At 33.9% G+C, this 13,244-nt stretch carries 13 protein-coding genes; 10 read left to right on the top strand and 3 right to left on the bottom strand.

Going from position 1 to position 13,244, the window contains the following annotated elements; all coding sequences use genetic code 11:
- Positions 1–249: 249 nt before the first annotated feature.
- Positions 250–1,878 carry an acyl-CoA carboxylase subunit beta gene (locus ACQ654_RS04300; protein ID WP_430409082.1) on the bottom strand — a complete coding sequence of 543 codons (1,629 nt, stop codon included), beginning with the start codon at positions 1,876–1,878 and terminating at the stop codon, positions 250–252.
- Between the two features lie 190 nt (positions 1,879–2,068).
- Here ACQ654_RS04300 and ACQ654_RS04295 point away from each other — a divergent pair, with 190 nt between their 5' ends.
- The 7 genes from ACQ654_RS04295 (at position 2,069) to ACQ654_RS04265 (ending at position 9,462) form a co-directional block, all read left to right on the top strand.
- The gene (locus ACQ654_RS04295; RefSeq protein ID WP_430409081.1) at positions 2,069–2,605 is read left to right on the top strand and encodes an NADPH-dependent FMN reductase; all 537 of its coding nucleotides are present in this window, start codon (positions 2,069–2,071) and stop codon (positions 2,603–2,605) included.
- 18 nt (positions 2,606–2,623) lie between these two features.
- Positions 2,624–3,064 carry a MarR family winged helix-turn-helix transcriptional regulator gene (locus ACQ654_RS04290; RefSeq protein WP_430409080.1) on the top strand — a complete coding sequence of 147 codons (441 nt, stop codon included), beginning with the start codon at positions 2,624–2,626 and terminating at the stop codon, positions 3,062–3,064.
- A gap of 66 nt (positions 3,065–3,130) precedes the next feature.
- Positions 3,131–3,982 (top strand): pirin family protein, encoded by an 852-nt coding sequence (locus ACQ654_RS04285; protein WP_430409079.1) that lies wholly within the window; start codon positions 3,131–3,133, stop codon positions 3,980–3,982.
- Positions 3,983–4,377: 395 nt separating this feature from the next.
- Complete coding sequence (locus ACQ654_RS04280) at positions 4,378–5,094, top strand: pirin family protein (RefSeq protein ID WP_430409078.1); 717 nt, start codon at positions 4,378–4,380, stop codon at positions 5,092–5,094.
- A gap of 291 nt (positions 5,095–5,385) precedes the next feature.
- Positions 5,386–6,393, top strand: a complete 1,008-nt coding sequence (locus ACQ654_RS04275) for a hypothetical protein (RefSeq protein ID WP_430409077.1) — start codon at positions 5,386–5,388, stop codon at positions 6,391–6,393.
- Between the two features lie 231 nt (positions 6,394–6,624).
- The gene (locus tag ACQ654_RS04270) at positions 6,625–8,649 is read left to right on the top strand and encodes an FAD-dependent oxidoreductase (protein ID WP_430409076.1); all 2,025 of its coding nucleotides are present in this window, start codon (positions 6,625–6,627) and stop codon (positions 8,647–8,649) included.
- A 99-nt stretch (positions 8,650–8,748) separates the two neighbouring features.
- Complete coding sequence (locus ACQ654_RS04265; protein ID WP_430409075.1) at positions 8,749–9,462, top strand: c-type cytochrome; 714 nt, start codon at positions 8,749–8,751, stop codon at positions 9,460–9,462.
- Positions 9,463–9,588: 126 nt separating this feature from the next.
- On the opposite strand, the gene ACQ654_RS04260 is transcribed toward ACQ654_RS04265, so the two are convergent.
- Positions 9,589–10,479: a TraB/GumN family protein gene (locus ACQ654_RS04260; protein ID WP_430409074.1), complete on the bottom strand. Its 891-nt coding sequence runs from the start codon at positions 10,477–10,479 to the stop codon at positions 9,589–9,591.
- A gap of 274 nt (positions 10,480–10,753) precedes the next feature.
- On the opposite strand from ACQ654_RS04260, the gene ACQ654_RS04255 reads away from it, so the two are divergent.
- The 3 genes from ACQ654_RS04255 to ACQ654_RS04245 all read left to right on the top strand — a co-directional run bounded on the left by ACQ654_RS04255 (position 10,754) and on the right by ACQ654_RS04245 (position 12,434).
- Complete coding sequence (locus ACQ654_RS04255) at positions 10,754–10,936, top strand: CAL67264 family membrane protein (RefSeq protein ID WP_160131380.1); 183 nt, start codon at positions 10,754–10,756, stop codon at positions 10,934–10,936.
- Positions 10,937–11,085: 149 nt separating this feature from the next.
- Positions 11,086–11,619, top strand: coding sequence for an RNA polymerase sigma factor (locus tag ACQ654_RS04250; RefSeq protein WP_430409073.1), 534 nt, complete (start codon positions 11,086–11,088; stop codon positions 11,617–11,619).
- Positions 11,619–12,434, top strand: a complete 816-nt coding sequence (locus tag ACQ654_RS04245; protein WP_430409072.1) for an anti-sigma factor — start codon at positions 11,619–11,621, stop codon at positions 12,432–12,434. The genes ACQ654_RS04250 and ACQ654_RS04245 overlap by 1 nt, the downstream gene beginning before the upstream one ends.
- A 108-nt stretch (positions 12,435–12,542) precedes the next feature.
- On the opposite strand, the gene ACQ654_RS04240 is transcribed toward ACQ654_RS04245, so the two are convergent.
- Entirely contained in the window at positions 12,543–12,707 is a 165-nt protein-coding gene (locus tag ACQ654_RS04240; RefSeq protein WP_430409071.1) for a hypothetical protein, read from the bottom strand.
- Between the last annotated feature and the right edge of the window lie 537 nt (positions 12,708–13,244).

The raw sequence follows: 13,244 nt of genomic DNA, 5'->3' as shown, positions 1-13,244 counted from the left end.
CATAGAATTTGTGACTTACCACGCAATAAATCTTTGCTTTCTTATAGAAATAAAGATTAGGTTATTTTAGGTTTTTTAGGGAGAAAAGGTCTGGTATTTAGCGTACTAGGCCTTTTCTTATTTGTGTAAAAATAGTTTTGAGGTTGTAGTATTGAGCATTAAGTAGATTCCGCATCAGGTGTGGAATGACATATCAACTAAGCGAAAAACAAATTGGCGTAAATATCCAAGACCCAAAAACAAGGCTACTTACACTTGAATCACACCTAAATTAAATGGTTTCTCAATTGGTGCTTGATTTGCCGCTTCAATTCCCATAGAAATCCAAGTACGTGTATCTAGCGGATCAATAATTGCATCTGTCCACAAACGTGCAGCGGCATAATACGGAGAAATTTGTCTATCGTAACGTGATTTTATTTTATTAAATAATTCTTCTTCTTTCTCTTTTGTAATCTTTTCACCTTTCTTCTTTAAGGAAGCAGTTTCTATCTGTAACAATACTTTTGCGGCAGAATTTCCGCTCATTACGGCTAACTCAGCACTTGGCCAAGCGGCAATTAATCTTGGATCGTATGCCTTTCCACACATGGCGTAATTTCCTGCTCCGTATGAATTTCCAATCACAATAGTGAATTTAGGAACCACACTATTACTCACTGCATTTACCATTTTTGCACCATCTTTAATAATGCCACCATGTTCAGATTTGCTTCCAACCATAAAACCAGTAACGTCTTGTAAGAACACTAACGGAATCTTTTTTTGGTTACAATTTGCAATAAATCGTGTTGCTTTATCTGCTGAATCAGAATAAATTACACCACCAAACTGCATTTCGCCTTTCTTTGTTTTTACCAACTTACGTTGATTGGCGACAATTCCAACTGCCCAACCGTCAATTCTGGCATATGCGGTAATAATACTTTGTCCGTAGCCTTTTTTATATTCATCAAACTCAGAATTATCTACAACTCGCTTGATGATTTCTTTCATATCATATTGCTCATGACGTGCTTTTGGCAAAATTCCGAAAATTTCTTCTGGATTTTCCTTTGGTTTTGCCGCTTCAACACGATTGTAACCTGTTGGCGTATAATCGCCAATCTTTCCAACAATATTTTTAATTGTGGTTAACGCATCTTTATCATCTTTCGATTTATAATCGGTTACTCCCGAAACTTCACAATGTGTTGTTGCGCCACCTAATGTTTCATTATCAATACTTTCGCCAATTGCCGCTTTCACTAAGTAACTTCCCGCAAGGAAAATACTTCCAGTTTTATCAACAATCAACGCTTCATCACTCATAATCGGTAAGTATGCACCACCAGCAACACAACTGCCCATTACGGCAGAAATTTGGGTAATTCCCATACTACTCATCACAGCGTTATTTCTAAAAATACGCCCGAAGTGTTCTTTATCAGGGAAAATTTCATCTTGCATTGGCAAATACACACCAGCACTATCGACCAAATAAATAATTGGTAATCTATTTTCGATAGAAATTTCTTGTGCGCGTAAATTCTTTTTGGCAGTAATAGGAAACCAAGCACCAGCTTTTACAGTAGCGTCATTGGCAACAACAATACATTGTTTTCCTTGTACATATCCAATCTTTACAACAACACCGCCAGACGGACAACCACCGTGTTCTTCATACATTTCATCACCAACAAAAGCTCCAATCTCAATCGCAGGTTTTTTGTCATCTAACAGAAAGTCAATACGTTCACGCGCAGTCATTTTTCCTTTGCTGTGATGTTTGTCAATACGTTTCTGTCCACCGCCCAAACTTACTTTTACTAAGCGACGGCGTAATTCTGAGACTAAAAGTTTATTGTGATCTTCGTTTTTATTGAAGTTAATGTCCATAGGTTGTAAAATTTTACTTTGCTAAAATACGAAACAAATACGGCTATTAAAAGGAAGGAAGTTTGAAAGTTTTCTTAAAAAATAATTACATTTAATTTACACGGAAGTATTTTCCTTGGAAACTAAAAATATATTTTGTAGCTTTGTAATGTTATTAGAAATAAAAAACACGTAATTTAAAAATATATAGATGAAAACAATCATAGCCTTCGCAGGAAGCGACAGTAAAACATCAATAAACAAACAATTAGCAGTATATACTGCAGGTTTAGTAGAAGGAGCAACCGTAAAAGTATTAGATTTAAATGATTACGAATTACCTCTATACGGAATTGACAGAGAAACAGAAAATGGAATTCCAGAGAATGCACACAAATTTTTAAATGAAATTAAAGCCGCTGACGGAATTGTAGTATCCTTAGCAGAACACAATGGCGCGTATGCAACGGTATTCAAAAATATATTTGATTGGATGTCACGTATTGATGGAAAATTATGGTCAGACAAACCAATGTTATTAATGGCAACGTCACCAGGTGGAAGAGGTGGACAAACAGTTTTGGACATTGCAAAAGGAAGATTCCCGTACATGGGCGGAAACATTGTTGGAAATTATTCATTACCAAGTTTTAATGACAATTTTAAAGATGGAAAATTAGTTGATGCTGATGTATATGAAAAATTACAAGTTGAAGTAGCCAAATTGAAAACAGCGATTCATTCGTAAAAACAAAATCAACAATCCATGGGAGACATTTCTAAAGACATACAATCAAAATTTCCATCTGAAAAGGTAAAGGCTTTTATCAACATAAAATATACTGCCAATTGGATACATAGCAAAGAGAACGAATTTTTCAAACCATTCGGAATCTCACCGCAACAATTCAACATTCTCAGAATCCTAAAAGGAGCAGGAAAAGCAATAAAAGTACAACAAATTAAAGATCGTATGATCGAAAGAGCGCCCAATGCAACACGATTAATGGACAAGCTATGCGCAAAACAACTCATAGAACGTATTCCATGTCCAGAAGATAGGCGAGTTGTACATATTGCAATTACAGACAACGGATTGCAATTATTGGCGAAAATTGAAGAAAACAAAGACGGAATGAACCTATTAAGCAATCTATCAACAGAAGAAGCTAATATATTAAGCGATTTATTAGATAAAATCCGCTAAAAATTTATCCAAATATCTTCCATGGAAAATACTTTGTACACAACAAAAGAAAGAAAGGAATAAAAAATGAAAACACTACGAAACATAGCATACAAAGGAACAAGTGACTATGTAAATATGGGCGGAAATTTAATTCGCCAACCATTGCCAACACAAGAAGTAGATCAAGTTGATCCATTCTTACTATTACATCATTACAAATATGATGTCGGACCGCACAGTCCAGGATTATCACTATCGCCACATCCACACCGTGGATTCGAACCTGTAACATTTCTCTTCAAAGGAGAACAATTGCATAGAGATTCACTTGGTAATGAAGGAATCTTACATGCGGGTGATGTTCAATGGATGACAGCCGGAAGCGGCGTAGTTCATGACGAAGGTCCAAGCAAGGACTTTGTCGGAACTATGGAAGGAATTCAATTGTGGGTAAATCTTCCAAAAAAGCACAAAATGACAACGCCAAAATACCAAGATGTCAAGGTAAATCAAATGCCTGTCATTTCTGAAGAAAACGTACACATAAAAATAATTGCAGGAGAACTCAATGGACAAAAAGGACCTGTAAGCACATTCACGGAAATCAATGCGTTTGTTGCCAACTTGGAAACTTCTGGAAAACTCTCGATTCCGATTCCTGCACACCATGAGTTATTGGTGTATCTGTTAGAAGGAGAAACAAGAGTAAATGACGCACACACCTTAAAACTAGGAAAACTGCAATTACTTACGTTTGACAAAGACGGTGAAGCAATTGCGATTGAAGCCAACAAAAAAAGTACGTTGCTCATACTTTCTGGAGAACCAATTGAAGAAAAAGTCACTTCTTGGGGACCGTATGTAATGAACTCTCAAACTGAAATTATGGAAGCTATGCGTGACTATCAACAAGGGAAAATGGGGCATCTCTATTAATCGTTTTTTTGAGAACTTATCAAAGTTTGTAGTAATCTGTCTCTCAAAAAACAAATTACTTCACTTTCGTTCGTAATGACATTGATGACAATAATTTGGGCGTATCTCCCGAGAAAATCGGGAGTCGCGCTTTCAGGAGTCGCTCTCTACGAGGAGCTTCAACAAATCCTTCAATCGCTTACGCGAACTTAGAAGTTAGATTATAATATTGAGTATTGATAAATTCAAAAACCAAATTAATACGTCGGTAGCTTCGCTAGGTATTTTCAATCAAAATGTATTTTGATTTCAATAATGCTCAGTGTAAACAAATAACAAAACTATAAATACAAAACTCGAAATGTAAAATATAAAAGTATTTCACCAAACACCGAACAGACAAAAACATAAAAACAATGAAAACAATATACCACAAAGCAAACTCAAGAGGAAAAGCAGATCATGGTTGGCTAAAAAGTCACCACAGTTTCAGTTTTGCAAGTTATCAAAATCCAGACCGAATGGGATTTGGGCAACTAAGAGTCTTAAATGACGATATCGTAAAACCAAAAATGGGCTTCGGAACACATCCGCATCAAAACATGGAAATCATATCCATTCCGTTAAGCGGCGCACTTTCACACAAAGACAGTATGGACAACAAACGGGCAATTACGGTTGGAGAAGTACAAGTAATGTCTGCCGGAACCGGATTGCAACATTCAGAATTTAATGATAGCCGAACGGAAGAAGTCAACTTTTTACAACTCTGGATTCAACCGCAAGAATTAGGTGTTGCACCACGTTATGAGCAAAAAGAATTCGATCAAAAGAATCGTGAAAACAAGTTTCAAACAGTTGTCGCTCCAAAAGACAATAGCATTGATGATGCACTTTGGATTCACCAACAAGCTTACATATCTTTAGGAAACTTTGACGCTTCACAAACAATCAATTTCAAACTCAATGATGCTTCTCACGGAATCTATATTTTCGTATTAGAAGGTGAAATAGAAGTAGGCGATCAAACGCTAGAAACAAAAGACGCTTTAGGTGTTTGGGAAACCGAAAACGTAGCAATAAACGTCAAAGAAAATTCAAAAATGGTAGTTATTGAAGTTCCAATGAATTAATATTTTAATCAAGAGATAGTTTACTGGATATACTTTTGTGTATTTACTATGAATATCGTACTAATTCAGAAGTTGATCTAAGTTTGAGGTTGATTTTTTTATGTTTTAATCCAAAGTTTTTATTAGTAGATATCTCAGAATATTCTTAACGTTAAGAATTTTTTTTTAATGAATACTATGTTAGACACTTTTTAAATCATTCTATCATTTTTATTATTGATCTTTTTGAAGTATATTTATTTCTTAAAGAGTAGCTTTTAAGCTACTTGCTTGTAGATATATAATAAAGAAATGAAAACTCAAATAAGAAAATTCAGATATAGAAAGCCAATTTTTTATTCAACCATTATATCTTTTTCATTAGCAACTATAACTTTCTTCGCTAACTATCTTGGAAAAGAGGATAAAAACTTTGTTTTACTTTTTACAATCTTCGTATTAACATTTGGAATTACATTTTGTATTTCGACACTAATAAAGTTAGTGGAAACTACATCTCCTCTCGGTGAGACTCTAGAAAACATCACTAATAAATTTGAGAAAGATATAGCTTCTTTTAAGATTCAAACATATGTAAATGATTTATCAAATTACATTAATGAAAAAAAAGATAAGACTATTGTATATGATACTTTGTCAACAACATTTCAAAGACATTTTTATAAACTAAATATTTTGGACAAGAGTGTATTTATCATAAAAGGAGAAAAACAAGCAATGGAGGCTTATCTAACTTTTTGGAAAAAAATGCTTAAAGAACAAATAAAAAGAAATGAAGTTAATAACAGAAAAAAAAATAAGCCTTTAATAGCCAGAATTACACATTCTAATAATGTAAAAATTTGGCAAGAAAATGAAAACCCATTTGCCGAGGATTTACTTAAAATACAAAAACGTTTTGTTGAAAGCGGAGGTCGCTTAATACGTTTTTTCATAACAAATTCTGATAATATTGATGAAACAAAAAAGCAAAAAATAAAAGCTATCGTAGATAACCATAGAAAAAAGTATAAACTAGCTACATGGCATGTAATAACTTACTCTGATGAATTACCTTATGATTTTATTTATCTTCACGAGGAAAAAATTATTTTGAAATGGTTTACTACTACTTCGGGACAAAGATTAGCCTGGATGGAGATCGTTGATGAAATACCAGAAGGTGATCTCACTCATTCAACTTGGTCTAAGATTTGGTATAAATGCTTAGATATGAACTATGAAGAAAAAGAAAATATAAAAAAGCAATTGAATAAAATTATTCCTGAGAAATGGCAATATGATTATAAAACCTTGTAGAGCGTTATTAATAGTGGTTTTCTATTGGAAGGTTGTATTTATTTATTGAATCTACAATCAATCTTTTTTACTTTCTAAAACAACTTTAAATTCTAAGCAAACAACAAATAATCTTCGCCACTTCTCAAAAAAACGGTATATTGCATAATATTATGCATGCATAATAAAATAGACTATTTTTTACACAGAATAATAGTATATTTACTACAATCAGTAAAACCATTGGAATACATGAAGTACAAGCATATTTTTGAACCATTAGACTTAGGATTTACAACACTCAAAAACCGAGTGCTCATGGGATCAATGCATACAGGTTTGGAAGAAGAGAAAAACGGATTTGAACGATTAGCTGCTTTCTATGCCGAACGTGCAAAAGGTGGCGTAGGATTAATCGTTACTGGCGGAATGGCGCCAAGTGTTCGTGGCTGGTTAGTTCCTTTTTCATCACGAATGAGTGGAAAAAAACATGCCAAAAAACACAAAGTCATTACGGAAGCTGTTCATAAAAATGGTGGAAAAATATGTATGCAAATTCTACATGCAGGTCGTTACGGACATCATCCGTTAAACGTAGCACCTTCAGCAATAAAATCACCAATAACACCTTTTAAGCCGAAAAAATTAAGTGATTACGGAGTCAAAAAAACAATCAAAAATTTTGCAAATGCAGCTTCTTTAGCAAAACTAGCAGGATATGATGGTGTCGAAATAATGGGTTCTGAAGGATACTTAATCAATCAGTTTATCGTAGAACATACAAATCAACGAACGGACGAATGGGGCGGGAATTATGCAAATCGTATGAAATTTGCTGTGCAAACGGTGAAAGCTGTTCGTGAAGCCGTTGGAGACGAATTTATTATTATCTATCGTCTTTCAATGCTCGATTTGGTTGAAAAAGGGAGTAGTTGGGAAGAAGTTGTGCAACTTGGAAAAGCAATTGAAAAAGCAGGTGCAACCATTATAAATACAGGAATTGGTTGGCATGAAGCCAGAATTCCAACAATTGCAACATCAGTTCCAAGAGCCGCTTTTGCGTGGATTACGGAACGCATGAAAAAAGAAGTGAATGTACCACTAATTACTTCGAACAGAATTAACATGCCGAGTGTTGCCGAAAAAATTCTAGCAGCTGGACAAGCAGATATGATCTCAATGGCACGTCCGTTTTTAGCAGATGCTGACTGGGTAAACAAAGCGGCGGCAGAAAAAGATGATGAAATCAATACGTGTATTGCATGTAATCAGGCATGTTTAGATCATATATTTAAGCAAAAAATTGCAAGTTGTTTGGTAAACCCGAGAGCATGTCACGAAACCGAATTTGATTACAAACCAGCAAATATTAAAAAGAAAATAGCAGTAATTGGCGCAGGTCCAGCAGGATTAGCCGCGGCAACCATTGCAGCACAACGCGGTCATAAAGTAACGTTATTTGACGATCATACAGAAATTGGAGGCCAATTTAACATCGCGAAGCAAATTCCTGGAAAGGAAGAGTTTTACGAAACCATCCGCTATTTCAACAAACAAATTGAACTGCATAATGTTGAATTACAATTGGGTTCACGTGTAAATGCAGACGAACTTTCGCAAGGAAACTTTGAAGAAATTATTCTGGCAACAGGAATAAAACCACGAATGCCAAAAATTGACGGAATTGAACACGAAAAAGTACTCAGTTATATTGATGTTTTAAAACATAAAAAACCAGTTGGAAAACGTGTTGCTGTCATTGGAGCAGGAGGAATTGGTTTTGATGTTTCGGAATATTTATCACACGAAGGCGAATCTACTTCACAAAATATTGACGCTTGGTTAGCAGAATGGGGAATTGATAAAACGTTGGAAGCACGTGGTGGAATTGAAAACATGAAACCAAACTTTCACGGTTCGCCAAGAGAAATATTCATGTTCAAACGTAGCAAAGGTAAATTTGGAGGTAATTTAGGGAAAACTACAGGTTGGATTCACAGAACAAACCTTAAAAAGAAAAAAGTAAACTTTATAGGTGAAGTTCAGTATACAAAAATTAACGACGAAGGATTGCATTACACAAAAGACAACGAAACGAAAGTGTTGGAAGTTGATAATGTAGTAATCTGTGCAGGACAAACACCTTTAAAAGAATTGCTAGATCCGTTGCAAGCCAAAGGAATGACGGTACATGTAATTGGTGGCGCAGATGTTGCTGCTGAGTTAGACGCAAAACGCGCAATTGATCAAGGAAGTCGTTTGGCAGCGAAGTTGTAATAAGCTAAAAATTAGAATTTATATAAAATCCGTAATGTTTTATAAACGTTGCGGATTATCTTTTTTAAGTTGTAATTTTACAAACAGAAATCCTTCCCTATGAAGACAAAAATTGCAATCATTTTATTGATAATGATGCTTATTTCAAGTATTGTAGTTGCTTTTCATCAGTCAGACAACACATATACTTTTATTGAAAAACACCAAGCTGAAAAACACCAAGATGTAAATTTTACCTATGGAAAGGCATTGTTTAAGGCAAATTGTAAAGGCTGTCATGCAGAAGATATGGTTCATAGATTGACTGCGCCATCATTAGGAGGAATTACAAAGAAACGAAACAAAGATTGGTTGTATAAATTTACCAAGAATTCACTAAGAATGTATAAAGAAGGTGATAGTCTTGCTATTGCCGTAGGTGATAAATATTGGGGAGTTATGACATCTTTTCCAAGTTTATCAAATGCAGATTTAGACAAAATTTATTATTATGTAGAAAAGCGCTACGAAATGTCGCTACAGGGAATTCCAGTTCCGATAGAATTTGAATTTAAAGCCTCTGAAAATAAAAATGCAAAAGCATGTACACACATTTTAATAGATAAAGAAGCTGTATTAAACGTAGCTGTATCAAAAAATAGGAATTGGACATTTGGCTGTAAACGCACTTCACACAGTATAGCTGATTGGAAAAAAACAACGCTAAAAGCAATGTTTGATTATGACAAATCGGTTAATGAGCTTGTGGAAATAACACCCGAGTATCCTGCTTTTCGAACTTCCATAAACTCACATTGGGATTATAAATTATAGCTCAAAACTCCAAAGTTGCGTAGTAACAAAATATCCAAGACAACAGTAAGAAAAGTATAAAAGCGAAGCGATCTAAAATCCAATAGCGTAGTGGTCTAATAGATTCCCGCATTTGCGGGAACGAGTCTAATATACAGCTTCAACCGTAAATCCTTGTTTTCTTAATAAATTGATGACACCTTGCTCTCCAGGTAAATGCAGCGCTCCAACTCCAATAAAAGTAGGCGTTTCTTTTGCAATTTTTTCAATCAATGGAATCCAATTACGATTGCGTTGGTCAACTAAATTTTCTTGAAAATCAGCTTCCAGTCCTTGATCGGCAGTGACTTTTAGTAAGCCTTCAAGGTCTTCTGCATTGTAATAACGCGTCATTTCTTCAAAACTTTTTTTACTTTCATCCATACCTTCTTTTGCCATTTTCACTAAAGTTTTTAGTTGATCTTCATATGGAATATTATCAAAAACTTTCATTTGATCAGCAATAGTTTCTAAACCAATTACTTTTTCTTTTTGCGCTTTTGCTACTTTCATAAATTCCATGTCGTATGCAGTACCAGTTTCGCAATTTGCCATTTTTGATGTCAATGTTGAGGTAATTGCCAATGGTTTCATGGTGTTGAATAATTTTAAATCCATACCAACCTGTTGCTTAAAGAAAGTTGATAACGATGTATAATCTTCTTCACTTAAAATACTTTGAATGGTTTTTCCGTCTTCCATGAAGATAAATTTCATCATTTCAGCTTGTAAATTAGGATTAGACATGTCAATTTCTAGTGCTAATTGGTCAGTTTCATCAAAAGCTTTTTTTAATTTATCGGTAAAAACATAATCACATGTTAAATGAATGGTTCCATATAAATACGAAGGTTTTTCAATACCATTTCCAGTAATTTTCCAAAGAAGTGATTTTTCAAGTTTTGGAGTTTCCGTTTTATTGGCAACTGATTTTGTAGAAGTACAACTTATAAATATAGTAAAGATGCATAAAATTAGCAATGAAATTTTCTTATTCATGAGGTTTGGATTTGATACTTTTTAAGTTAAAATTTTGTAGCAAGATACTAAAAATTGTACGGTATTTTAGGTTGTATTATTTGATGTGATGAAGAATTTGTAGTCCATTAATTTGTAAATATTGAATTAAAAATTAGATATTTGTAATTCATAAAAGCGCAAAGGATAGAGACATTTGTTGAAGCTCCTCGAAGAGAGCGACTGTCGAAAGCCTGACTTTTGAAACACTGAGGAACTCAAAGTGTTACAAAAGATGCGCCCAAATAAACAGATTATGGGAATGAACAAAAATACAGTATTAGCGTGGGCTACACTGATAATGATTTTAGTAGGTATTGGATTAATTGCACTTGGTGCTTTTAGATATGACGATGTTGCAGGATACGGATTTGCCGCTGTCGGAATCGGATTCTTTGCTATTGCTTGGGTTTTCAATGCGTTGAAAGGTCGAGTTTGATACAAATGATTAAAAAAAATAGGAAAGCTTCAAATATTGAAGCTTTTTTTTATTCTAAAAAGTTAAAAAATTGCGTTAAAAATTGTAGTTTTAACAATCTGTAATTTACTACTATTTTTGTAGAAAATATAGTTAACCAACAAGTATGTATGGAGTTAGATAAACTCATTGAGAAATTTAAACAAAAAGATGCCAAAGCATTTGAATCGTTATATACTATGTATAATGAAAGCATTTTTGGTGTGATACATACTATTGTTAAAAATGAAGATATTGCTACCGAAATTATGCAAGATGTCTTTATAAAAGCTTGGAATAAATCTGATACATATAATGCTGGAAAAGGTCGTTTTTTCACGTGGTTGTTGAATATTGCACGAAATGCGGCGATCGATAAAACACGTTCAAAATCTTTTAAGAATGCACAACAAAACCTTGATGTTGATTTTTTCGTACATAGTATAGAGACCAATGATAGTTTGGATCAAAAGACAAATGCAATCGGTCTTAAAAATTATGTGAGCAAGCTTGCTGATAAGTGTAAAAAAATTATAGATTATCTCTATTTTAAAGGATATACACAAAAAGAAACAGCAGCAACTTTAGAAATTCCGTTAGGAACTATAAAGACCAGAAATAGAAATTGTATTAAAGAACTTCGAAAAATGTTAGAAGTATACTAATGAATAGTAACGAATACATAACATCAGGAATATTAGAGCTGTACATAGCTGGAGCACTTTCCGAAAAGGAAAACGAGGCAGTATTTGCAATGATGCAAATGCATCCTGAAGTTATGCAAGAAGTATTTTCTATTGAAACGGCTATTGTGCAGTTAACAGCCGCAACCGCACACAAAGATACATCTGATGTTTATGAAGCTATCAAAAAAGAATTAAATCTTTCTGATAGAGATGAAGAGAAAGATGTAAAAGTGATTCCAATTCAGGAAAGAAACCCAATTTTCCTTTATCTTGGTTGGGTAGCTTCAATTGTTTTAGCAATTGGATTAATTTATTCCGTATTGAAAACAGACGGTTTACAATCTGAAATAGAAGTTGTAAAGTCGGAACGAGAAGCCTTGAAGGAACAAATTTACAAGGCAAATAGTGACTTAACAGCCGCAACAGAATTACTATCAGTATTGCGAACAAAAGATATTATTTCTGTTCCTCTTGGCGGGCAAGCAGTTTCGCCAACATCATATGCAAAAGTATATTGGGATAAAAATACGAACAGTGTTTACTTAGATTTACAAGGATTGCCAGAACCACCAGAAGGTAAAGTATACCAAGTTTGGTCGTTAACATTAAATCCATTGACACCAACAAGTTTAGGTGTAATAGAAGAGTTTTCTACAGACAAAGACAAAGTTTTCGATTTGAAAAATACGAACGAGTCACAAGCTTTCGGAATTACACTTGAGCCAGAAGGCGGAAGCGAATCTCCAACAATGGAACAATTGTATACACTTGGTGTAGTTGCTTCGAATCCTTAGAAACCTTTTTTTAAGATAAAAAATGTCATTCCGCACGTGTTGCGCAATCCACCTATGAACTAGATGGATTCCTGCCTTCGCAGGAATGACAATGAGTAACTTTTTAGTCTAACAAACCCAAGGACAACTATTGTACAACGAAACACAATAGTTATTTCTACATTCCGTAAGTCTGTCACTTGCGCCGCGACCTCCGATTTTAGATTCCTTTCCTTTCAAATGTGAGATTGCTTTTTTGTTTAAAGTCAACGATTGAACATTTCTTTTTTTCATGGTTTCTTTTTTTTTGTTAAACATATGTAGAAGATAAAAAGAACGAATTAGAATTACTTACGGGATGACCGTATTTATAATTTTAATCGTTTTGGAGTATAGCAGAAAAAATCACAATTGAAAATTATTTCAACCGTGATTCATTCAATTATTTATGAAATATGTTATGCTTATTGTGGAGCATCTAGCATATCGCAACAATTTGATTTACAGTCACAAAAGTCACAAGTACAGTCGTCAACTCCACCTTTAATGTTTTCTAAATCAAATAGCTTTTTTGTTCAATTGTAAACTTTTTAGATTACTTTTTTTCATGATATATTGTTTTATGTTTAATAACAATACACTACTACTCGTAAATTAAAGAAATGATTACTCTTCAAGCTCACATGCTTAATTAATTATAAACATACTTGTTGCGTTATTAAAACCGTAAGTTTTATCTTATTTTTTGTTAGTGAATCATCTAAACAAAAAAAGACACTTCATTACAAAGTGTCTTTTTCAATCAATAAAAACCAATCGCCTAACGTGAGT

The sequence above is a fragment of the Kordia sp. genome (genome assembly GCF_965283645.1).
GTDB lineage: Bacteria > Bacteroidota > Bacteroidia > Flavobacteriales > Flavobacteriaceae > Kordia.
This window is presented reverse-complemented; position numbering and strand designations above follow the sequence as displayed.